Raw genomic sequence first — 24,426 nt, 5'->3', positions numbered from 1 at the left:
AGAACGCAAGTGATCTGCGGAATAGAAGATATATGTAGCTGTTTTTTATATTGTAAGCTATAACTGTATGTATTTTGTTACCGGAGCTTCTTGTTGGCCGCTGCCAGCATCAGCTTAATACGGTTGATCTGGTTAACCTCGGATGCTCCTGGATCGTAGTCGACTGCCACAATGTTAGCATCCGGATAAGCCTCACGAAGATGCTTGATAACACCCTTGCCGACAATGTGGTTTGGCAGACAGGCAAATGGCTGTGCGCAGACAATATTTGCAGCACCGCTGTTGATCAGCTCGATCATTTCACCTGTTAAGAACCAGCCTTCACCGGTTTGGTTGCCGATGGATACAAAAGGTCTGGCATATTCTGCAAGATGCGTGATCGGTGTAGGTGGATCAAAACGTTTGCTTGCCTTTAAAGCATCAGTTGCAGGCTTTCTCATATGCTCAAGGAGCGAGATGGCTGCATTTCCGATGATTGCGCCTTTGTGTGTCTTGCCCAGATATTCATATTTATAATTACTGTTGTAGAAGCAGTACATGAAGAAATCAAGCAGATCAGGCATAACAGCTTCAGCACCTTCTGATTCCAGCAGATCAACCAGATGGTTGTTGGCAGAAGGAAGGAACTTTACAAGGATCTCTCCAACGATACCAACTCTTGGCTTCTTGATGTCAAGAAGTGGGAGAGTATCGAAGTCATGTACGATTCCACTGATATTCTTTTTAAATCTTGCTGTGCTTCCTGTTTCTTCCAGTGTCTTCTTACAGATCTTTTCCCATTTCTCATGGATCGCATTTGCAGATCCCGGTTCTTTCTCGTATGGTCTTGTATGGTAAAGACAACGCATGAAGACATCACCATAGACAAGTGCCTGAATTGCCCGCTTTGCAAGCTTTAAGGTGATAGGGAAACCGGAGTTCTTCTCAAATCCCTGAGCTGATAATGCAATTACAGGGATCTGGCCGTAACCTGCTTTTGCAAGCGCACGTCTGATAAATCCGACATAGTTGGTTGCACGGCAGCCACCACCGGTCTGGCTCATGATAACTGCAAGTTTATTTACATCATATTTACCGGATGTGATGGCACTCATCAACTGACCAACGACGATCAGAGAAGGATAACAGGCATCGTTATTTACATATTTTAATCCGACATCGATTGTTTCCTTGGTTGCATCCGGCAGGATCTCGATATTGAGTCCCATAACCTTGAATGCAGATTCCAGCAGATTGAAATGGATCGGTGACATCTGTGGAGCAAGAACGGTGTAGTCCTTCATCATATCCTTGGTAAATTCGATTCGGTTGATCGCACTGCTTGACGGGCAGGTCTTGTAGTTCTGTTCCTTTCTGGAATTAACTGCACTGATCAGTGAACGGATACGGATTCTGGCAGCACCAAGGTTACTTACTTCATCAATCTTCAAAACGGTATAGATCTTTCCTGATTTTGTCAGGATATCATTTACACAGTCGGTTGTTACGGCATCCAGACCACAGCCGAAGGAGTTCAACTGGATCAGTTCCAGATTGTCACAGGTCTTAACATAGTTTGCTGCCTTATACAATCTGGAGTGGTACATCCACTGGTCAGATACGATAAGCGGACGATCTACCTGTCCCAGATGAGCAACGGAATCCTCTGTCAGAACAGCGATCTTATACGAGTTGATCAGTTCCGGAAGACCGTGGTTGATCTCCGGGTCGATATGGTATGGACGACCTGCAAGGACGATTCCAAGGATGTCGTGTTCATCGATATATCGAAGAGTTTCTTCGCCCTTTTCACGGATATCGGTCTTTACTTTTTCTGCTTCTTCATATGCAGCACGGACAGCAGATGCGATCTCATCGGTTGTAACATCGTAGTATTTTTTCATTTCACGATACATACGATCGACAAGAGCCTGTTCATTATCCAGTGCGACGAACGGACGGATAAAGGTGATCTTGTCATCCTTTAATTCTTCCATGTTGTTTTTGATATTTTCGGCATAGGATGTAACGATCGGGCAGTTGTAGTGGTTATTTGCTTCCGGTGTTTCGTTCATTTCGTATGGAACACAAGGATAGAAAATGGATGTGATACCATTCTTTAACAGCCACATAACATGTCCGTGTGAGATCTTAGCCGGATAACATTCGGATTCACTTGGAATCGATTCAATACCAAGACTGTAGATATCTCTGGATGACTTTGGAGAAAGTACTACCGAGAATCCGAGCTTTGTCAGGAAAGTGAACCAGAATGGATAATTTTCATACATATTCAGGACACGAGGAATGCCGATCACACCACGTTTTGCCATATCAGGTGTAAGCGGGGTATAGTCGAAGATCCTGTTTAATTTATATTCGAACAGATTTGGAATGTTATCTGCATTCTTCTTAAGACCGACACCCTTTTCACAACGATTTCCGGTAATGAAGTTCTTACCGTTTGAGAAATGGTTGATCGTCAGCAGACAGTTGTTGGTACAGCCCTTACATCTGGTCATATTTGTGGTATAAGTCAGCTTGCTGATCTCATCGATCGACAGCATAGAAGTCTTAAAGCCCTCTTTATATTTATTCATGGCAATAAGGGCAGCACCGAAAGCACCCATGATACCGGAGATATCCGGTCGGATAGCGGTTCTGCCGGAGATCACCTCGAAGCTCTTTAAGACAGCATCGTTGTAGAAGGTACCACCCTGTACGACGATGTTCTTACCGAGATCCTTTGGATCCGTCAGCTTGATAACCTTTAAAAGTGCATTCTTAATAACGGAATATGCCAGACCGGCTGAGATATCAGCTACGGATGCACCTTCCTTCTGTGCCTGTTTTACTTTTGAATTCATGAATACCGTACATCTGGAACCTAAGTCGATAGGAGTCTTGGCAGTTGTAGCAATCTTTGCGAAATCAGCAATATCATAATTTAAGGATTTTGCAAATGTTTCAATGAAAGAACCACAGCCGGAGGAACATGCTTCATTTAACATGACATTATCTACGACTTTGTTCTTGATCTTGATACATTTCATATCCTGACCGCCGATATCGAGGATACAGTCAACTTCAGGATCAAAGAATGCTGCTGCCGTATAGTGGGCGATCGTTTCTACTTCGCCAAAATCAAGAGATAGTGCCTGCTTGATCAGGGCTTCACCGTAACCGGTAGAGCATGAACCGGCGATGACAGCACCCTCCGGCAGCTTGGAATAGATATCCTTGATCGCTTTGATCGTTGTATTTAACGGACTTCCGTTGTTGCTGCTGTAGAAGTCGTATAATAATTCACCATTTGAACCGACAAGAGCTACCTTGGTGGTTGTAGAACCGGCATCAACACCGATGAAGCAGTTTCCTTTATATGTAGCAAGGTCACCGCGTTTTACTTTATATTTATTGTGCTCCTCCTTGAATGCTTCATAGGCTGCTTCGTCTTCGAATAATGGAGGGAGACGGAGTACATTTTCAGCCATATGTAACTCGCCGTCTAAGGAATGGCTGAGTTCGCCGAGCGTTCTGGATACCTCCGGCTTGGAATTCAGGGCAGCACCTGTTGCAGCAAAAAGATGAGAATGACCCGGATCGATGATCGCATCCCCGGTCAGATTCAGAGTACGGATAAATGCATTTTTCAGTTCCGGGAGGAAATGAAGCGGGCCGCCTAAGAACGCAACATTTCCTTTGATCGGCTTACCACATGCAAGACCGGAAATTGTCTGGTTGACAACAGCCTGAAAGATAGACGCAGCCAGATTCGGCTTGGTTGCACCTTCATTGATCAGAGGCTGGATATCTGTCTTGGCAAATACACCACAGCGGGCAGCGATCGGATAGATCGTATCATAGTCCTTTGCATATTCGTTCAGACCACTGGCATCTGTCTGAAGAAGAGTAGCCATCTGGTCGATGAAGGAACCTGTACCACCGGCACAGACACCATTCATACGCTGTTCGATTCCATTTGTGAAATATATGATCTTAGCATCTTCGCCACCAAGCTCGATCGCAACATCCGTCTGTGGAGCATAGTCTTGTAATGCTTCTGAAACACAGACTACCTCCTGGGTAAAAGGTACACCGATAACCTCTGCCAGCGCAAGACCGCCGGAGCCGGTGATCGCCGGAGTAACTTCTACATCACCAAGCTTGGCTTTTGCATCATTTATAAGAGCCTGTAATGTCTCCTTTATGTTTGCGTAGTGTCTTTTGTAATCAGAAAATAAAATCTTGTGTGAATCATCAAGAACAACAACTTTTACGGTTGTTGAGCCGATGTCAATTCCTAATTTGTACATAAAAACCATCCTAATCTTTTTGCAAAATTTTCTCTTTATTGAACCGAATCTATTATAGTGGAACGTTTTACAAAAAACAATGATTTTTTCCCTTTTCTGACGAACTTAATATTTATTTTAGGATTGATTTTCCTTGATTTTTTATTATTTAATTTTTATTTTAGAAAAAGGCAGAGAAAGATTTATATTTTAATAAGAAGAAAAGGGAACATTTTTCAGATTCCGAATATAATAATAAAAAAGCCGGATGGTATGAAATGGAAAATTATGATCATTGCAATGGAGTGATCCATGTAGTAGAAAAAGGGGATACATTATATAAGCTTTCAAAACACTACAAATGTAATCTCTGTGACATCATAACTGCAAATCCGTATGTAAATGTCTATAATATGCAGGAAGGGGAAGAAATCTGTATTCCGATAGAACAGGAAGGCTCCGGAGATGGAAAGATGCATTATACAGTGAAAAAAGGAGATACCTTTGAATCTGTATTCATGTATTTTGGTGTCGGTCCACAGGAATTATTTGAGAACAATAAGAACTTGTATCAGGTCGTTTTGCCGGAAGGATTGGAGCTGGTTGTGGATTAAGATATATAAAAGTTAGAAATTCTTCATGATTGTGCTGTTGTAAAGTTTTTCGTTCTATTATATAATTTGATAATGTTGGGATACTATCAGCCATATTCTCATTGGATGGGAATATGGCAGTTCCCTGATTTGTGGATATAACGGATGTTGGCAAATCTGTTTATATACCGAAAACAAATAGTATGAATGAAATTAAAAGGAGATCCATTCATGAAGATGATAAACAAGCTTGAAAGGAAGTTTGGTCGGTATGCGATCAAGAATCTGTCCCTGTATCTGATCCTTGGATATGTCATTGGCTATCTGCTTCTGATGTTTGCACCACAGGTTTTATCAAAACTGATACTTGTTCCTGCATTTGTTATGCAGGGTGAAGTCTGGAGATTACTTACATGGGTAATCACTCCTCCGGAATTAAGTGTCAGTATCTTTACTATCATTATGTTGTTCTTTTATTACAGTATCGGTAATCTGTTAGAACGTTCAATCGGTACATTTTTGTACAACCTGTATATATTTGGTGGTATGTTCCTAACAATGGCAGGAACGATGATCGCATATATACTTTGTCAGTATGTATTTCATATTCCGATGTCATGGGATTCTCATATCTATATCGTATCCAGTTATTATATCTGTCTGTCTTTATTTTTGGCAGTTGCAGCTTGTTATCCGGATATGCAGGTACTGTATGCAATGATCATTCCGGTTAAGATGAAATGGTTATCTGTTTTGTATCTGGTGTTTATAGGATATTATTTTATGAACGCAAACCTGATGGGACGTGTAAATATCGTAATGTCGCTTTTAAACTTTGTAATTTTCTATTTCAGCACAAAAGATTTCAGACGGCTTTCTCCAAAGCAGATCAAGAGAAGGAGAAATTATGCGAAGCAGGTGCGTGTCAACAATTCAGAGAATGTGACACATAAATGTTATGTATGCGGCATCACAGATAAGGAAGCACCGGACATGCAGTTCCGTTATTGTTCCAGATGTACAGGCAACAAGGAATATTGCCAGGATCACTTGTTCACGCATGAGCATAAATAAGAGATGGATTTAATTAAGGATGAGAGGATAATAGATAGTTATGTATAATGAAGATAAAAAACTGATCACAGAGATAACCCGTAAGAACAATATGGATGAGAATCTTGCAAAATTTGCAGATGCAGTCATGACGGCTGATTTCGAATATGCCTGTCAGAAATTTGCATTAAACTATGTCGTGATCCGTGAACTGATGGCAGACAAAGATTTTGCAGAGGATCCATATATTTATGAATGTGTTATGGGCATCAATAAGCTGGTCGGAACATATCTGGCAGGAGATGCGGATCAATTGGATGACAAGGATCTGGCGCTTATCTCCGAAATGAGAAATAAGATCACGGAGAAGATGAAGGTACTTACTGCATATACTGATGCGTTTGAGTTGTACGAATATATCCTGAACCGAAAAGAATATGGATTCGAGGAAAATGTGGACGAAGAACTTGAGAAGATGTTTGAGGAATTTGATGCAGAGCAGTTCAGCGCGGAGGTCTTTAACTTCATCTTTGCAGATAAGGATAAGGTAGCGGTAAATGCGAAGATCCAGCAGATCGTAGGTCAGCTTCCGCTTCGTATGACAAAGGCAAGATTTTACGATATTATCGGACAGACTTTATCAATTTATAATGGTTGTGAGATCAGTTCATTGGATGATTTTATAGAGACAGTAGAAGAAACTGCCTTATTACAGCTTCCGGAGAAATTCGAGACAGAATATTCTTCTCTGCATGAAGCGTACGAGATTATTAAAGAGGGAGATTATGCACATCTTGATTTTGACGGATACAGGAATCTGTCAACGGTTCTGGATAAAAGTGCAGGCTTTATCAATGATGTTGTATCTGATTATATGATGCTGATCGAGCTGGTAAATGATCTGTACAGCATGATACTTGCGGCTGAATGCAAGTCAGGAGTATCGGAATCCTGTATGCGGGCATTATCTATTATCAGACGTATCTATGAATCCATGGAAAATGAAGATGAATTTCCAACGGATGCATATGATATGCTGGTTGCAAATGAAGGCGCACAGGAGGAAGCGGGAGAACACCGGATGGTGCTTGAAGCTCCGATCTATGATATCATATCTTCCAATCAGCCGGATATTATCCGCCTTGGTCTGGAGGATGCTTATCATCGTATTGATACACTGGAAAAACTGTTATCCGGCAGTATGTTTGTAGATATCGATCATGTGAAGATTGAGACAGGCGCACTTGCGGATTCTGAATATATTATTTCAAAAAAGGATAAACTCATAGAAGAATTCGGAGAGGTATTTACCGGAAACTCACAGGTAGTTAATCGTGCGGTCATGGCGAAGATACTTTCTACAATTCCTGTGTTCTTTAATACACAGCAGGAGATCAAAGATTATATTGATAATGCACTGGTGCGCTGTTCAAATCGCAGCGAGGTTCTTGCATGTTATGTGATCATTCAGGGAATTATGGAAGATTAGAGAGAGGTCTGACAGAGCAGGGGAGTGAAAAAATGACAATAGTAAAGCGGCTTTATACCGGAGTTATGCCGGATAAGACGGCATCCCGACTGATAAAAAGAATAAAAAAGCGGAAGCCCTGTGCGGATGTTTATGTCATAACACTTCCATTGTTTGAGGACGGGCTGTTAGAGGTTTATGAGGCAAATGAATTCCTGCAGCCGTACTATAAGAAACGAACGGATGATATCGTTATCGTTGGAATGTCGATGACAAAGGCCGGAGCGTTTTTTCTTATACGGGATATTATCCGGGATGTATATGGTACGACCGGAAAGTTTGATTGTAAGGACTATTTTCTATATGACATGACAGTGTGCTGATATAAGGGGAGCATATGTTACATATTTTCTTATTGATATTAAAGATTCTGTTGATTACAGTATTGATCCTGATAGGGCTTGTACTTGTACTGTTGCTTTTATTATTATTCGTTCCTGTCCGGTATCGGTTTTATGCAGAAAAACATGACAATTTTATATGCAAATTAAAAGCCTCATGGTTGGGTTTTGTATTCTGCTTCAAAGCAAATTATGATGAAAACGGCTTTGTATATTGGCTGCGGTCATTCGGCGGAACGCTGGTATCCAATGAAGATGGATTTTCGGAAGAAAGCCAGGAAGAAACAGATACGGAGACAGAAGCCGCAGAAAGTGAAAAAGAAATTCGTATGCGGGAAAAAGCTGAAGTCAGAGAAGCAAAAAAACTGAAAAAACAGGAAAAGGCAGAGACTCGAAAAGCAAAGAAACAGGAAAAACGCGAACAGGCAGAAGCCGAAAAAGCGAAAAAAACGGAAAAGCAGGAAGCAGAAGATGCTGAATCCGATCAGCCGGATGGTTTGTCAGATCAGATGATGCAGGATGCAGCTCCCGACAGAGAAGATAGAGATGCTAACCGGGAATTTGCAGAAGATCATTCGGAATTTCAAAAAAGTCCGGAGACGATATTTACCCATATCGGTCAGAAGTTCGACCGATTTGTTATTGCGGTAAAGGATAAGATCGAAGCAGTTGTAAGAAAACTGCGCCATATGAAAGATAAGGCGGAGCAGTATAAGAAATTCGTCCGGGCGGGTACAACGAAGCAGGCATTTCAGGTGTTAAAGCGAAACGTGATCCTGTTATTAAAGCATCTGAATCCGACAAAGATCAAAGGGCAGGTAACATATGGTTCAGGAGATCCGGCATCTACCGGAAAACAGCTTGGATATCTGAGTTTGATTTTACCGTTATATTATAATAAAATAGATATAACTCCGGATTTTTCCAAGAAGATATTGGAAGGGGATATTTTCATAAAAGGAAGAATCAGGGTTTATAATATATTATATTATTGCTGCAAGGTATACTTTAATAAATACGTGAAAAGATCTATGGCATATTTAAAAAAGATTTCGGGAGGAAATAAGTAATGGCAAATACAAATATTGACGGAACGATCAGCACTTTGTTTCATGGAATGGATGGATTTGTTTCATCCAAATCTGTAGTGGGAGATCCTATCAAGGTAGGAGATACGATCATTATTCCACTTCTTGATGTGAATTTTGGTATGGCGGCCGGTGCGTTCAATAAACAGACCGGCAATAATGCGGCCGGTGGTATCGGAGCAAAGCTCAGTCCGGCTGCGGTTCTGGTTATCTCAAATGGTAAGACAAGACTTGTTAATATTAAGAATCAGGATGCCATCAGCAAGATCATTGATATGGCACCTGAGATCGTTGACCGGATCACCAGCTTCTTTAAGAAGGAAAAGACAGAGGAAGAAGAGCAGATCGAACAGGCGGTAGAAGAAGCATCGAAACCGGCAGAGGAATAAAACAGACATAAAAGAAAAAGGCTTTGCATATCTTATAGTGGTATGTGAAGTCTTTTTTTGGCGGTGATGTTGTTTGAAGCGTGTAGTTGGATTTGCTCTCTTTTTCGTTGCGATCGGAATGATATTCAGCTATCTGGTAGAAGGGTTTCTGGAATTTTTGATTATTGTAATCTTTTTTTTAATGGCATATATATTATTTTGCAGATGCTAAAAGCCAATGACCTGATCGGGTTACGTCAGGAGAGATTTTGAGAATTTATGATAGAAGTTTGGCCGGCAGTCTGAAAAAAGAAAACAAAAAAGACTGCCATTGTTTTATGGCAGTCTTTTTTAGAAAGAATACGAGGTGAACTATGCACGCTCAACCTTTCCAGATTTTAAACATGAAGTACAAACATAAATCTTCTTTGGAGAACCATCTACGATAGCCTTAACAGACTTAACATTTGATTTCCACATCTTATTTGCTCTTCTATGTGAATGGCTCACTTTGATACCGAAATGAGCACCTTTATTACAAACTGAACATTTTGCCATGATAGCACCTCCTTATTTTTATTAAACTTATCCTCTCATAAGTTCACAACAAATGTTACTATATCAGATAATTTTGTTATATGCAAGCATATTTTTAATTTTTTTAAAAAGAATAGACAATAAACGGTTGTCTTGAAATTTGCATATTCTCTGTTATAATAGAACTATATGTTTATAATTATGGTGAGACAGGTTTGCCTATTTTAAAATACACTTTTCAGAATGACAAGGAGATGGGATTCCTGCACATCATATAACAGGACAAAAGCATGGGAGGTTTTCTATGAACGAATATATAAATAATGATAATGGAACCGTCAGTCTGGATGAGAATGTGGTTGCACAGGTAGCAGGTATGACAGCACTCGATTGCTTTGGCATTGTTGGTATGGGTATTGTCAGTGTAAAAGACGGAATCGTAAAACAGTTAAAAGGAAACAATATCACGCAGGGAATTCATGTTACGTTTGATGAGAATGGAGATATTGTGGTAGAGCTTCATATCGTTGTGGCATATGGTGTCAGCATCAAGGCTGTAACAGATAATCTGATGCAGTCTGTAAAATATAAAGTAGAAGATTTTACATCTCTTAAAGTCAGTCAGGTAAATGTATTTGTTGAAGATGTAAAGATTCTGGATTAGACGGAGGAACTGTAGAAGTGAAAAATACGATTGATGCACTTGCACTGAAGAAAGCATTTATAGCCGGTGCGAATAACCTTGATAATAAAAAAGATTATATTAATGAGCTGAATGTGTTCCCTGTACCGGATGGAGATACCGGTACAAATATGACAATGACGATTATGTCAGCAAAAAGGGAAGTTGAATCCTGTAAGGAGACAATGAGTGATATCGCAAAGGCAATGTCAACCGGTTCCCTTCGTGGAGCCAGAGGTAATTCAGGTGTAATCCTTTCTCAGCTTCTTCGTGGTTTCAGCAAGAAGATCGGGGATAAAACAGAGATCGGAGTAATCGAGATTGCTGATGCATTCCAGAAGGCGGTTGAGACAGCTTATAAGGCTGTTATGAAGCCAAAGGAAGGAACGATCCTTACAGTTGCCAGAGGTATTGCTACTAAGGCCAGAGAATGTGCAGGTACAGATATTACATTGGAGGAATTCTGCGAAACCATCATTAAGCATGGAGATGAAGTGCTTGCTTCTACACCGGAGTTGCTTCCGGTATTAAAAGAAGCCGGTGTTGTGGATTCCGGCGGACAGGGTCTGATGGAAGTATTAAAAGGTGCAGTTGACTGTATTCTCGGACGTGTCGTAATTGCAGATACAAAGCCTTCCGGAGCAGGAGTATCAGGTGTTGACAATCCAAAGTATTCTGAAGATCTGTCAGCCGATATCAAGTTCGGATATTGTACAGAATTTATTATTAATCTGGAAAAACCATACGGCATAAAAGAAGAAGACGATCTGAAACAGTTCTTAGAGTCGATCGGTGATTCCATTGTCTGCGTATCAGATGATGAGATCGTTAAGATCCATGTTCACACAAACCATCCGGGCCAGGCATTTGAAAAAGGTCTTACCCTTGGTTATCTGTCAAATATGAAGGTCGATAATATGAGACTGGAGCATCATGAGAAGGTCATTAAGCAGGCAGAACGGGAAGAAGCAGCCAGACAGGAAGCTGCAAGACAGGCAGAGAAAGAAAAACAGCAGCCAAAGAAACAATATGGTTTCATCGCAGTATCCATGGGTGATGGATTAAAGGAGTTCTTTACGGAGCTTGGAGTTGATTGTGTGATCGAAGGTGGTCAGACGATGAATCCAAGCACTGAGGATATGCTGAATGCGATCGAGAAGGTTCATGCCGAGAATATATTTATATTCCCAAATAATAAAAATGTTGTTCTTGCAGCCAATCAGGCAGCCGGCTTATGTGAAGATAAGAATATCATCGTCCTTGCAACGGCAAATGCGCCACAGGGTATCAGTGCAATGATAGCGTTTGACAGTACGATGACATTAGAGGATAACAAAAACAATATGTTAGAAGCTGTATCAAATGTAAAGAGCGGACAGGTAACATATGCGGTCAGAGATACCTCCATCGATGGAAAAGCCATCCATGAGGGAGATATCATGGGTATCGGTGATAAGGGACTGGTATCCGTTGGTAATGACATTTCGGATGTTACATTCGATCTGATCAAAGATGCAGTAGATGAAGACAGCGAACTGATCAGTATTTATTACGGAGCAGATGTAAAGAAGGAGGATGCAGAGACATTTGCGGCAAGAGTGGAAGAAAACTTCCCGGACTGCGATGTACAGAACTACTATGGTGGTCAGCCGATCTATTATTACATTGTTTCTGTAGAATAAAGGGAGAAAAGCTACATGGAATTAAAGGATAAGGTAACTTGCATTAAAGGGATAGGAGAAAAAACAGCCGGTAATCTGGCGAAGCTTGGTATCTCTACAGTGAGTGACCTTATCCATTATTATCCAAGAACTTATATTACATATATGGATCCTGTTGACATTCAGGATATACAGGCAGATGAGCGTCAGGCAGTAAGTGTGACGATCAACAGTCGGGTGGAAGTGAAGAAGCTTCGCGGATTCTCGATTGCGACTGCCTATGCCAAAGATTATACCGGGACAATTAAACTGACATGGTTTAATTGTCCTTTTCTGCGTAATTATTTTCATATTGGAGATCGTTATATCTTTGTCGGAGAAGTGAAATATAAGAATGGCATGTATACGATGAGCCAGCCGGAGTACTATACAGTGCCCCAATATCAGGAAATTTTAAAAGAATGGCAGCCTGTATATGGTTGTACGGCGGGTATTACAAGCAAGACGATCCAGAAAGCGGTAAAGGGAACGCTTCCTCTGATTCAGACGCTTTCAGATTATATACCGGAGGACATTCGGGATGAATATGATCTGATGCGGGCAAATGAAGCCGTAACCCATATCCATTTCCCGGATACGGAGGATCACTTAAGAGCTGCGATCAAGCGGGTTGCCTTTGATGAATTTTATGAATTTATAGAGAATATGCATAGTTTGAAAGAAAATGATACGGTGAAATACAATCAGGCGAAGATACCATTTACGGAGCAGGTGACAGGGTTTATCGAGAGCCTTCCGTATCGTCTGACTGGGGCACAGATGGATGCGGTTCGAGATATCATGGCAGATATGAATTCAGAGCATGTGATGAACCGTCTTGTGCAGGGGGATGTCGGTTCCGGTAAAACGATCGTTGCTGCGATCGCTTTATTTGCCTGTGCGACGCAGGGTTATCAGGGTGTGATCATGGCGCCGACCGAGGTACTTGCAAATCAGCACTTTAAAGAACTGACCGGCTTATTTGAGCCATATGGAATCCATGTTACGCTGTTGACCGGTTCGATGAAGGCAAAGGAGAAACGGGAAGCGTATCAGGAGATTGCAGAGCATCGTGCGGATGTGATCGTAGGAACGCATGCGTTGATACAGGACAAGGTGGAATATGATAATCTGGCGCTTGTTGTGACGGATGAGCAGCATCGGTTTGGCGTAAGACAGAGAGAAAAATTATCGTTAAAAGGGGGAACGCCACATGTTCTTGTTATGAGTGCGACACCGATTCCGAGAACCCTTGCGATCATTATGTACGGAGATCTTGATATTTCGGTAATTAATGAACTGCCGGCAGGACGGATTCCGATCAAAAACTGTGTAGTGGATGAGAGCTACCGCCCGAAAGCACAGGCGTTTATCCGGGCAGAGGTTAAAAAAGGACATCAGGTCTATGTGGTATGCCCGATGGTGGAGGAAAGCGAAGCCTTAGATGATGTGGCAAATGTAGTTGAGTATTCGGAAGATCTGTCACAGAAGCTTGACAGCAGCATACATGTGGCCTATTTGCATGGCAAGATGACAGGGGATGAGAAGAACCGTATCCTGACGGATTTTTATGAAAAAAAGGTTGATGTACTGGTATCTACAACGGTTATCGAGGTAGGAATCAATAATCCGAATGCCACGGTTATGATGGTAGAAAATGCAGAACGGTTTGGACTGGCAGCCCTGCATCAGCTCCGTGGGCGTGTGGGACGTGGAAATCTGCAGTCTTATTGTATCTTTATCAGTGGAAAGAAAAATAAAGAAGTGATGGAACGGTTAAATGTACTTGCAGATTCAAACGATGGCTTTTATATTGCGGGAGAAGATCTGAAACGGAGAGGACCGGGAGATTTCTTTGGTATCAGACAGAGCGGAGATGTGCTGTTTAAGATGGGAGATATCTATAAACATGCCGACATGTTAAAGGCAGCATCGGATGTCTATGAGAAATATGGTAGTCGTATACGGACGGAATTTGACCGAAGTGTCGCAGCAAGAAATGAGATGTATGGAAAACCGATATTATAAGGAGATTAGAACGATGGAGATAACAGAGGTAAAAGAACAGGCAGATAAGATCTGTGAGAATATATCAAAGGTGTTGATCGGCAGAGAGAAAGAGATACGGGTGATACTGGCGGCACTTTATGCAGGAGGACATGTGCTGGTGGAGGACAGACCGGGAACCGGCAAGACACTTTTAGCAAAGACATTTGCCAAAAGCATCGGAGGGCAGTTTAAGAGAGTTCAGTTCACACCTGATCTTATGCCATCCGACATTACAGGCTTAAGTATTTATAATCGTAAATCAGAAGATTTTGTATTGGTGAAGGGACCGGTATTTACAAATATCCTGCTTGCAGATGAGATCAACCGTGCAACACCGAGAACACAATCCAGTTTGCTTGAGGCAATGGAAGAGCAGCAGGTGACGATCGATGGAGAAAGTCATAGGCTTGAAGCACCGTTTTTTGTTATTGCAACAGAGAATCCGATCGAGACTACCGGTACATACCCGCTTCCGGAAGCCCAGCTTGACCGTTTTCTTATAAAGATCTCCATGAGAGATAATTCAAAGGCTACAGAGGTTTCGATCATGGATCGTTTTATGTCTGAGAATCCGTTTGATACACTTCAGACGGTCTGTGATACAGATCATATAAAGACGATGCAGGAAGCGGTCAGAGAAGTTTTTGTTCATTCTTGCGTAAAGGAATATATTGCAGACATAATCCTTGCGACCAGGAATAACAGCTGGATACAGGTTGGTGCAAGCTCCAGAGGTACGATAGGGCTTCTTCGTCTGTCGCAGGCATATGCTGCTATGGAGGGCAGAACCTTTGTCCGTCCGGATGATGTCCGTTATATGGCACCATATGTCCTTGCACATCGTGTGATCATGGCAGGACACATGGATGAGAAAAAGGAAAAGACAGTGATCAGGGAACTGGTCGATCAGATCGCTGTTCCGGTTGAAGATTGGGAGAATTAATATGGAGATACTGATAGCAGTATTGTGTTTTCTGGTGATCTATCTCGGACAGACTGTTATTTACCGCAAATACTGGGATCAGGGGCTTTCTCTTGATCTGGATTTTGATGACAGGTATCTGGAGATTGGCGATAAATCAGGGATAACAGAGACAATTACAAATCAAAAGATGCTGCCTCTTACAACTTTACATGTGAAGTTTTCCACAGCGAGATCCTTACAGTTTCAGGAAAATGAGAATGCGGTTGTTACGGATTTTTATCATAGAAATGATCCGTTTTCGATTATGGGAAACCGGAAGGTAGTCAGAAAGCTTTCATTTACGGCGAAAGAGCGAGGCTTGTTTTTTATCAGTGCTGTAAAGCTGATGGCAAAGGATTTTCTGATGTCGAAGACATTTGCGCTGTCTGTAGAAAATCAGGCATTTCTGTATGTTTTCCCTGAAAAACTTTCTAATATACAGCTTGATACGGTCCTAGATGGTATGTTGGGTGATCTGACATCAAGGAGAAGTCTTTTTCCGGATCCGTTTGCTTTTTCCGGCCTGCGGACTTACAGCGTGGGAGACCCGAGAAAGAGCATTAACTGGAAAGCAACAGCCAGATGCGACGACCTGATGGTAAATGTATATGAGCACACGGCAGAACAGAGGGTGAAGATACTTGTCTGTCTGGAGCCGAACACCATGATAAGAGTTCATTATATACAGGAAATGTGTATCAGTATAGCATCCACGGCAGCATCTTACTTTCTGGATAACCGGATTCCTGTCATGATACGGGCAAATGGATATGATCTGTTATCCGGTGAGATGGAATGGGTGGATTTTGGTTCTTCCGGAGAACATCGATTTACGGTTGATAAATATCTGGCACGAATAACGGAAAATGCCGGGATCGATAGATTTGTTGAAGTCTTGAAGCAGGAAGTGACAGATGTAGACAGCAATACAACATATCTCATCGTATCTGCATACCATAAAAAGGATTTGCTGGATGAGCTTGATCATATGGCTGAAAAAGGAAAAAACATTTATATGATAGTTCCATATCTGGATATACAGAGGTGCGATGATATCAGACCTTATCTTCATGGAATGGAGGTAGAGTTAAATGACACATAAGATATATTGGGCAGAGCGAGGATTGCGTTATCTTTATGAGGTGGTAACGGCGGAATTGTTCATGTATACATTCTGCATGATATTTATGAGACAAGATCCGCGGTTTGTGGATGCCATTTGGATCGCAGGAATATTTCTGTTGTCCTATCTGATCAGAGATTTTGCACCGAATCATATATTACTTACCGTTGGACATCTGGTGCTTGCGGGACTTTTAGTTATTTTGCCGGGCACAGTATGGATCCGAACGGTTACAGGGATTTATGATATCGGGTATCTGCTGCCATGTGCGGTAGCTTATGCAAAGAGAGGTTCCAGACTTACAGATATGAGCGAACCATGGCCATCGATCTTAGCAGGAATTATTGTTTATTTTGCAAGTATCGGCATGGAGCTTCCTGTTTTGTCGAACCTGTCTTATATTGCAGTTGCATTACTTATGGCTATATATATGATGATCCGGTATATACAGGGGTTGAAACGCTATATCTCACAGACAACAGAAGTATCGGAGCAATCCATCCGGGATATCGCATTTATAAATGGCAGGGTTGTATTATTCCTTGCAGTGCTTGTGTTGTTATTAATGGGAGCCTGTCGTTTCCTTGATCTGTCCGGGTTTGTAACTGTACTTGCGCGTGCATTTGCAAAGGTTGTTCAGACAGTATTTGGTGCGATCATGGTCATATGGGTATTTGTGCTGACGCTGCTTACGAAGGGAGGACCGGCAGCAACCAGTCTCGATTATCAGGATACTTTAAATGAATATTATCAGAACAGTGTAAAGGGATATGATGTATTTACCTTGATATTAAAGGTATTTGTAGTTCTTCTTCTGATATTCTTTCTGGTACGGATATTGTTGCAGGTGATCCGTTTCCTTTTGAAACCGAGAAGTTATGCAGATGATGTGATCGAGCTTATCGCCGAAGAACCGAATCAATATAAAGAACGTATAACAAACAGACGCATAATGCACAGGTTGACAGCTGAAGAACAGGCAAGAAAAATTTATAAGAAGTCGATCCTGCGATATAAGGATGTGATTACACTTAACAAACGGATGACCTGTGAAGATATCAGGCAGGAGATAACAGAGACGGAGGTTGGAAATGTAGAGGGTATTTCTGCCATATATGAACAGATCCGATATGGAGCAGGAGAAGTGGACAACTATGTTATACGAGAAATGAAAGCAGCATCAGTCCAGAATAAAAGGGTGAATAAAAAAGAAAATAAAAAGGGAGTAGTGCAAAAATGAACCAGAAGAAAAAGACGATCGTATTATGGGGAGTCATCATAGTACTTGCAGCGGCTGTTGTGGCACTGTCAGTTATACTGGTGACAAAAAGTCGGAAAAATAATGACCCGGACGGACAGAAGAATGCCGGAACAGAAGCTGTGATAGAGGGATCCGGGCAGGATGCGGAGCAAAAGGCTGAGGATGGCGCTGATCAAAAGAAGGAAAAGGGTGCATCCGATACTCAGAAGTCGACAGATGACAAGAAGACCTTATATGCAGAAGTAACGGTTGGAAGTACATGGGAGAATAATGGAATGACAGCCGCTACAGAGACGGTCACGATCTATAATAAGACCGATAAAGCTGCAACGGATTGGAGCGTTGATCTGGAATTTTCCGGGAAAGTAACGATCGACCAGCTCTGGAATGGAAAGTATACGGCAGATGAATCGGTGGTTCATGTAACCGCAGAAAGTTATAATGAGGAGATACCGGCTGGTGGCAGCATTGATTTTGGATATAATTTATCAGCATCGGATGTGAAGCCTGTTCGTTGTACATTGATGATCGCAGGAAAAGAAGTAACAACTGTCACCGGTGATGATCAGCAGAAAAATGATGAGAACGCAGAAGTGAAAACAAATACCGGTGAGAAGGCAGCTCAGACAGATGGGCAGTCTGTTGACAGTGATAAAAAAGATCAGTCCGGAAGTAATAAGGTCACAGATACTAAAAACGGTAAAAAAGAAGATAATCCGTATAAGGCACATGGAAAGCTTGCGGTATCAGGAACGGATCTGGTGGATGCATCAGGCAGTAAATTCCAGTTAAAAGGTGTCAGTACACACGGACTTACCTGGTTTGCTGATTTTGTAAGCAAGGACACTTATCAGTATTTCAAAGATTCCTTTGGTATCAATCTGGTACGTTTTGCTATGTATACAGATACAGGAGATTCCTATGGATATTGTTCAGGCGGAAATAAATCAGAGATCGAGGAGCTTCTGGGAAAAGGTGTTGATGCAGCAACGGATCTTGGATTGTATGTGATAATTGACTGGCATATTTTAAATGACAATGATCCAAATATGCATATAGATGATGCAAAGGATTTCTTTGACCGGATATCAAAGAAATATGCTTCTTACGGAAATGTGATCTATGAGATCGCAAATGAACCAAATGGTGGTACAACCTGGGATTCTGTAAAGAGCTATGCGGAAACGATCATCCCGATCATACGAAAAAATGCACCGGATGCCATTATCATTGTCGGAACACCAACCTGGAGTCAGGATGTGGATGTGGCAGCTGCAGATCCGATCACAGATCAGACCAATCTGATGTATGCGGTTCATTTCTATGCCGCAACCCATAAGGATGATCTGAGAAATAAGGTTCAGTCGGCACTTGATTCCGGACTCCCGATTTTTGTATCAGAGTTTGGCTTGTGTGATGCATCAGGAAACGGTTCGATTGATTATGATCAGTCTGATGCATGGTTTGATCTGATCAATGATAAGAACTTAAGCTATGCGGCATGGAATATCTCAAACAAAGCTGAAACGTCATCATTATTTGATTCCTCCTGTACAAAGACAAGCGGTTTTACAGATGATGATCTGTCAGACAGCGGAAGGTATATTAAGGAAAAAATTGAGAGTTTCTATTGACAAAAGGGATGAAATATATACAATAAAAAAAGATTTTAACAACCTATGGGAGATCATGATTTATGAGAGTAATAGCGGGAACTGCCAGAAGTCTTCGGCTGGAAACGATCGACACGATGGATACCAGACCGACAACCGATCGGATCAAAGAGACCTTATTTAATATCATATCGAGAGAATTGCCGGATTGTACATTCCTGGATCTGTTCAGCGGAAGCGGTGCGATTGCGATCGAAGCATTGAGTCGTGGAGCAAAACAGGCAGTCCTTGTAGAACAGAACCGGAAAGCGGTTGACTGCATTAACCGGAATCTGGAATTTACGAAATTGAAAGATAAGGCAAGAGTCATCACAGGAGACTGTGTTGCAGCGATCGACAGTCTGGAACGGTCAGGACTTGTGTTTGATATTATATTTATGGATCCGCCATATGGAAAATTATTGGAAAAACAGGTGCTGAACCGTCTTGCATCATCCGGCATTGTTGATAAGAATACCTGGATCATTGTAGAATCAGATCTGGATACGGAATACGATTATCTGACCGATATAGGATATGAGATCGATCGTGTGAAGAAATACAAGACAAATAAGCATACATTTATACAGGAGATTCTATAAAAATGAGCAGTGCAATATATCCGGGAAGCTTTGATCCCGTAACATTAGGACATCTTGATATTATCAGACGCTCTGCGGAGATGTTTGACGAAGTTATAATCGGTGTTTTGAATAATACTTCAAAAACTCCATTGTTTTCTGTAGAAGAACGTGTTAATATGTTGTCTGAAGTGGTGTCAGACATACCGAATGTTCGTGTTGAGAGTTTTGGAGGTCTGCTGATTGATTTTGCCAGACAGAATGGGGTGAAGACGATCATCAGAGGCTTAAGGGCTGTAACCGATTTTGAATATGAATTACAGATCGCGCAGAGTAATCGCAAGGTTGCTCCTGAGATAGACACCGTATTTTTGACAACCAGTATTGATTATGCATATCTGAGTTCCAGTATCGTAAAAGAGTATGCCAGCTTTGGTGTAGATGTGGAACAGTTTGTACCAGCAGGAGTTGTCGATCGGATAAAAGAAAAATATAGCAGATAGTATTAGGAGGAAATAAGTCATGGCAAAAAAAGGCATTGAGGAAATGATTTCCGAGATTGAGATTTTTATAGATAATTGTAAGTATAAACCATTGTCATCCAGTATGATTATTGTTCCAAAGGATGATCTGGAACAGATGCTGAATGAATTAAAATTAAAGCTTCCAAATGAAATTGAGCGTTGCAAGAAGATCATGCGTAACAAGGAAGCCATACTTGCAGATGCCAGAACAAGGGCAGATTCCATTATTACAGAATCTGTTGCAGAGGCAAATAAGCTGGTTGATCAGAGTCAGATCGTAGAACTTGCAAATATCCGTGCGAATGAGATTTTAGATATGGCAAGAAGTCAGGCTGATCAGATTGTAAACGAAGCAAATGCAGATGCAAACGAGATTCGTCTGGGTTCTATGTATTACACGAAGGATAAGCTTACAGAGGTCAGCAATTATATTAATGCAACATTAGAGGCTGAAAAGACAAATTACGATAACCTGATTCAGTCCTTACAGTCAAATCTGGATATTGTATTGAATAATACAAATGAGATTAATGGAGATATTGCAAATATGACCGGAGCAGCACAGCAGGCTGTAGCTCCTGAAGAAGCTACACAGACAGCATCAGAGGAGAATAATACAACTGTAGAAAATGAGCAGGATTATAACGTATATGGTAAGACAGAATACTCCAATGATGACGAAGATGACGAGGATGATGATTTTGACGATGATTTTTTAGATGATTAGGAATTTATATCCTGTAATTTAAGAATAAAAGAGTCATTAGATAACTGAATACAGCGCAGATACATTTACCGAATGTATAGCGTACAAAAGACAGCTTTGTATCTTTTAAAATGTGCATGGACTGGAAGAGGGATGAGACTCCTCCGAACGATGTAACAGAAAGGATCAGAGCTGTTTTTTGTATGGAAGAAAGTGGAAAAACGGATAATTCGGACAGACCTTTTGTTATCTCCAGGTAGCATGCCAGAATATGGAAAGTTGGTATATTTCCTCCACATGCAATCGCAAGGTTATACAAAACGGAGAAAACAGCGACATAGATTCCTATAACGGTGATGGTTGTTATACTGTTTTCGATAACAGATGGTGAATTGCCGATATCCTGTGCTGCAGCATATTCGGACATAGTGCCCGTAGTTTCAGAGAGAGGTATTTGGAGATCTTTCGCATCATTAGGAGATCTGTGAACTGTTTTTTTATTTTGTTTAAAAAGCGAAATATGTAAAGAATTTTTTGATAGCAGATAGTACAGGATAGCATAGCAGATCTGTGGCAGGTAGATGATTGCCAGTACGGTGATAGTATTTATCTGTCCGTTCAGATATTGGTTACAGACATATCCCATCAGAAACATAGGACTGATGTTGTTGCAGAGGGGCATAATGGCATGGGCGAAATTTTTTGATATGACTTGATTTTTGTAGAGCCTGCCTATAGCAATCGCGCCGACCGGGTAGCCGCAGAACAGACCGCATAAGAATAACAGAATCAGACAGCCTGCCCGGTTTGGATGGTTCCAGTCGATCATCGAGAGAAAGAAGCCGGAGATTAGAAGAAATGGGAGCAGAAGGGGCACCAGATTGTTATACCACAACACAAGACCCTCTGCGAAACTTTTGGAAACAAAGGAAGAATTCAGGCAAAGGACGATAATAAGCAGGATGAAAGCCGGATATAAGAAGAATGAGCGGACCGATAAGACAGAAGGATGCTTCATAAGGAAAACTCCAGTTCATGTGTTCATCAGTATTTTATGAAAAAAGCGTGATTACTATGAATTATAAATTGAAAGAAGTAGACATTAATTAATATAAATCAGCCGGGCAGGCTGGTGGCAGGAATTTTAAATAAGAGAATATCTTTTCAAATAAAAATAGTTGAAAAAGAGAAGAAAACTGAGTATAGTTAAGCTGCTATTACAGGAGGTAGATAAAATGATAAAAACATGTTTTGAAAATGTAAAGATGAAAACTCCACTGGTGCATAATATCACGAATTATGTAACAGTAAACGATGTTGCAAATGTGCTTCTGGCATGTGGAGGAAGTCCGATCATGGCAGATGATATTGACGATGTAGAAGATATCACCAGTATCTGTGGTGGCTTAAATATTAATATTGGAACCTTAAATAAGAATACGATCCCATCTATGCTTGCCGCCGGCAAAAAGGCAAATGAGCTGGGACATGCCGTGCTGCTTGATCCGGTGGGCGCAGGTGCCAGCAGACTTCGTACGGAGACAGCGATAAAGCTTTTAAATGAAATAAAATTTGATGTGATTCGTGGAAATATATCCGAGATCAAGACACTTGCATTTGGTTCCGGCAGTACAAAAGGCGTAGATGCAGATGTGGCAGATGCAGTCACAGAAGATACTCTCGATCCGGCAGTTACTTTTGTGAAGAAACTTGCGGGAAAACTTGGCTGTATCATTGCTGTTACAGGAGCAATCGATCTGGTAGCAGATGCAGATACCTGTTATGTGATCCGGAACGGAAGACCGGAGATGGGTAAGATCACAGGAACCGGATGCCAGTTGTCCGGTCTTATGACAGCTTATCTGACAGCAAATCCGGATAACAAACTGGAAGCTGCTGCAACTGCCGTTATACTGATGGGAGTTGCCGGAGAAGTCGGATTTGCGAATATGGAGTCTACAGATGGCAATTCAACTTATAGAAACCGCATTATTGACGCAATCTATAATATGGATGCAGATAAGCTTTGCAGTATGGCAAAGTGTGAGATCAGATAAGGAGTGAATGAGGCTATGAGTAAGCAGACAAATACAAAACCGGAGGAGCTTCTGCTATATGCAGTAACAGACAGACACTGGTTGAACGGTGCAACTCTGATCAGTCAGGTAGAGGCAGCATTAAAAGGCGGAGCGACCTTTATCCAGCTTCGTGAGAAAAATCTGGATGATGAAGCATTTTATAAAGAAGCGCTTGAGATCCAGAAATTATGTAGAAACTATAAGGTTCCTTTTGTGATCAATGACAATGTAGAGCTTGCAAAGAAGATCGGAGCGGATGGTGTTCATGTCGGACAGTCGGATATGGAGGCCTTAGATGTCAGAAAGGTGCTGGGAGACGATAAGATCATCGGTGTATCTGCACAGACAGTGGAACAGGCAGAACTGGCTGAAGAGCATGGAGCGGATTATCTGGGCGTTGGTGCGGTATTTCCAACCGGATCCAAGGATGATGCAACAGAAGTCAGTTTTGAGACGTTAAAGGAAATCTGTGAGCATGTGCATATCCCGGTTATTGCAATCGGCGGCATAACCAGAGATAATGTTGTGAAATTAAATCAAAGTGGAATTTGTGGTATTGCAGTTATCAGCGCGATCTTTGGTCAGACAGATATTGAGGCTGCCACGGCAGATCTAAAAAAACAGACAAAGAAGATGTTAGGAGAATAAGGATGATAAAAGGTGCGATCTTTGATATAGACGGAACACTGATCGATTCTATGGAAATGTGGGAACATGCGGCAGAACGGTATCTGGCAGGAATGGGTATCGAAGCAGAACCCCATCTCCAGAAAAAACTGTATACCTTTACGATTACAGAATCGGCAGAATATCTTAAGAAGAATTACAGTTTATCAAAAACGATTCTTGAGATCATAGATGGGATCAATGAAACGATTGGTGCATTTTACAGAAATGAAGCAGAACCAAAGCCGGGGATCATAGAGTTCTTATCTGCCTTACAGGAGCGGAAGATCCCAATGACAGTAGCGACTGCGACAGACAGGGTTCATATCGAAGCCGTACTGAAGCATAATCATATGGATCAGTTTTTCAAAAAGATCCTTACCTGCTCGGAGGTAGGAATTGGGAAAGAACATCCGGATATTTATATTCAGGCAGCAAAGTGTATGCAGACGAACATTGCTGAGACATGGGTGTTTGAAGATGCTTATCATGGCGCAAGAACAGCATTTGATGCAGGTTTCAAAGTATGTGGCATCTATGATGCTGCAAGTGCGGAGCATATAAATGAGTTGAAAAAATATAGTACGCTGTATGTTGACAATACAAAGGAATTATATAATATTTTCTTCCTTTAAAGAAACCGGTATGATACAGAATT

21 protein-coding genes are annotated in these 24,426 nt (G+C 41.4%); 19 read left to right on the top strand and 2 right to left on the bottom strand.

Annotated features, from left to right (window positions below; all coding sequences use genetic code 11):
- Nucleotides 1-77: 77 nt before the first annotated feature.
- Complete coding sequence (locus tag DXB77_RS04955) at nt 78-4,304, bottom strand: acyl-CoA dehydratase activase-related protein (RefSeq protein ID WP_347559470.1); 4,227 nt, start codon at nt 4,302-4,304, stop codon at nt 78-80.
- A 248-nt stretch (nt 4,305-4,552) separates the two neighbouring features.
- Here DXB77_RS04955 and DXB77_RS04950 point away from each other — a divergent pair, with 248 nt between their 5' ends.
- The 6 genes from DXB77_RS04950 to DXB77_RS04925 all read left to right on the top strand — a co-directional run bounded on the left by DXB77_RS04950 (nt 4,553) and on the right by DXB77_RS04925 (nt 9,266).
- The gene (locus DXB77_RS04950) at nt 4,553-4,888 is read left to right on the top strand and encodes a LysM domain-containing protein (protein ID WP_008400969.1); all 336 of its coding nucleotides are present in this window, start codon (nt 4,553-4,555) and stop codon (nt 4,886-4,888) included.
- A gap of 210 nt (nt 4,889-5,098) precedes the next feature.
- Nucleotides 5,099-5,941, top strand: a complete 843-nt coding sequence (locus DXB77_RS04945) for a hypothetical protein (protein ID WP_226801013.1) — start codon at nt 5,099-5,101, stop codon at nt 5,939-5,941.
- Nucleotides 5,942-5,981: 40 nt separating this feature from the next.
- Nucleotides 5,982-7,409 carry a hypothetical protein gene (locus DXB77_RS04940; RefSeq protein WP_118662756.1) on the top strand — a complete coding sequence of 476 codons (1,428 nt, stop codon included), beginning with the start codon at nt 5,982-5,984 and terminating at the stop codon, nt 7,407-7,409.
- Nucleotides 7,410-7,441: 32 nt separating this feature from the next.
- On the top strand, nt 7,442-7,771 hold the full coding sequence (locus tag DXB77_RS04935; RefSeq protein ID WP_117807505.1) for a hypothetical protein: 330 nt from the start codon (nt 7,442-7,444) through the stop codon (nt 7,769-7,771).
- A 14-nt stretch (nt 7,772-7,785) separates the two neighbouring features.
- Nucleotides 7,786-8,859, top strand: a complete 1,074-nt coding sequence (locus DXB77_RS04930; RefSeq protein ID WP_243100142.1) for a DUF2953 domain-containing protein — start codon at nt 7,786-7,788, stop codon at nt 8,857-8,859.
- Nucleotides 8,859-9,266 carry a spore germination protein GerW family protein gene (locus tag DXB77_RS04925; protein WP_021943960.1) on the top strand — a complete coding sequence of 136 codons (408 nt, stop codon included), beginning with the start codon at nt 8,859-8,861 and terminating at the stop codon, nt 9,264-9,266. Before DXB77_RS04930 ends, DXB77_RS04925 begins: the two co-directional genes overlap by 1 nt.
- Before the next feature lie 351 nt (nt 9,267-9,617).
- Here the strand turns inward: DXB77_RS04925 and rpmB are convergent, their stop codons facing one another.
- Complete coding sequence (gene rpmB / locus DXB77_RS04920; protein ID WP_008400961.1) at nt 9,618-9,803, bottom strand: 50S ribosomal protein L28; 186 nt, start codon at nt 9,801-9,803, stop codon at nt 9,618-9,620.
- A 283-nt stretch (nt 9,804-10,086) separates the two neighbouring features.
- Here rpmB and DXB77_RS04915 point away from each other — a divergent pair, with 283 nt between their 5' ends.
- From DXB77_RS04915 to DXB77_RS04850, 13 genes are all read left to right on the top strand, one after another.
- A complete protein-coding gene (locus DXB77_RS04915) occupies nt 10,087-10,446 on the top strand; it encodes an Asp23/Gls24 family envelope stress response protein (protein WP_008400960.1) in 360 nt (119 codons plus the stop codon).
- A 17-nt stretch (nt 10,447-10,463) separates the two neighbouring features.
- On the top strand, nt 10,464-12,146 hold the full coding sequence (locus DXB77_RS04910) for a DAK2 domain-containing protein (RefSeq protein ID WP_118662754.1): 1,683 nt from the start codon (nt 10,464-10,466) through the stop codon (nt 12,144-12,146).
- A gap of 15 nt (nt 12,147-12,161) precedes the next feature.
- The gene (recG, locus tag DXB77_RS04905; RefSeq protein ID WP_118662753.1) at nt 12,162-14,192 is read left to right on the top strand and encodes an ATP-dependent DNA helicase RecG; all 2,031 of its coding nucleotides are present in this window, start codon (nt 12,162-12,164) and stop codon (nt 14,190-14,192) included.
- 13 nt (nt 14,193-14,205) lie between these two features.
- Nucleotides 14,206-15,156 carry a MoxR family ATPase gene (locus tag DXB77_RS04900; protein WP_243100141.1) on the top strand — a complete coding sequence of 317 codons (951 nt, stop codon included), beginning with the start codon at nt 14,206-14,208 and terminating at the stop codon, nt 15,154-15,156.
- Between the two features lies 1 nt (nt 15,157).
- A complete protein-coding gene (locus tag DXB77_RS04895) occupies nt 15,158-16,279 on the top strand; it encodes a DUF58 domain-containing protein (RefSeq protein ID WP_118484063.1) in 1,122 nt (373 codons plus the stop codon).
- Entirely contained in the window at nt 16,269-17,540 is a 1,272-nt protein-coding gene (locus DXB77_RS04890) for a hypothetical protein (RefSeq protein WP_118662751.1), read from the top strand. The genes DXB77_RS04895 and DXB77_RS04890 overlap by 11 nt, the downstream gene beginning before the upstream one ends.
- Nucleotides 17,537-19,195, top strand: a complete 1,659-nt coding sequence (locus tag DXB77_RS04885) for a cellulase family glycosylhydrolase (protein ID WP_117807511.1) — start codon at nt 17,537-17,539, stop codon at nt 19,193-19,195. The genes DXB77_RS04890 and DXB77_RS04885 overlap by 4 nt, the downstream gene beginning before the upstream one ends.
- 62 nt (nt 19,196-19,257) lie before the next feature.
- Entirely contained in the window at nt 19,258-19,815 is a 558-nt protein-coding gene (gene rsmD, locus DXB77_RS04880; RefSeq protein WP_021943953.1) for a 16S rRNA (guanine(966)-N(2))-methyltransferase RsmD, read from the top strand.
- Between the two features lie 2 nt (nt 19,816-19,817).
- Complete coding sequence (gene coaD / locus DXB77_RS04875; RefSeq protein ID WP_117807512.1) at nt 19,818-20,297, top strand: pantetheine-phosphate adenylyltransferase; 480 nt, start codon at nt 19,818-19,820, stop codon at nt 20,295-20,297.
- Nucleotides 20,298-20,316: 19 nt separating this feature from the next.
- Nucleotides 20,317-21,045, top strand: coding sequence for a hypothetical protein (locus tag DXB77_RS04870; RefSeq protein WP_117807513.1), 729 nt, complete (start codon nt 20,317-20,319; stop codon nt 21,043-21,045).
- Between the two features lie 1,214 nt (nt 21,046-22,259).
- A complete protein-coding gene (gene thiM, locus DXB77_RS04860; protein WP_117807515.1) occupies nt 22,260-23,081 on the top strand; it encodes a hydroxyethylthiazole kinase in 822 nt (273 codons plus the stop codon).
- A 15-nt stretch (nt 23,082-23,096) separates the two neighbouring features.
- Nucleotides 23,097-23,750 (top strand): thiamine phosphate synthase, encoded by a 654-nt coding sequence (thiE, locus tag DXB77_RS04855; RefSeq protein WP_117807516.1) that lies wholly within the window; start codon nt 23,097-23,099, stop codon nt 23,748-23,750.
- Nucleotides 23,751-23,752: 2 nt separating this feature from the next.
- The gene (locus tag DXB77_RS04850) at nt 23,753-24,403 is read left to right on the top strand and encodes an HAD family phosphatase (RefSeq protein WP_117822607.1); all 651 of its coding nucleotides are present in this window, start codon (nt 23,753-23,755) and stop codon (nt 24,401-24,403) included.
- The last annotated feature ends 23 nt before the right edge of the window (nt 24,404-24,426 follow it).

It is taken from the genome of Clostridium sp. OM05-9 (assembly GCF_003481465.1).
In the GTDB taxonomy this organism is placed as follows: domain Bacteria; phylum Bacillota; class Clostridia; order Lachnospirales; family Lachnospiraceae; genus Coprococcus; species Coprococcus ammoniilyticus.
This window is presented reverse-complemented; position numbering and strand designations above follow the sequence as displayed.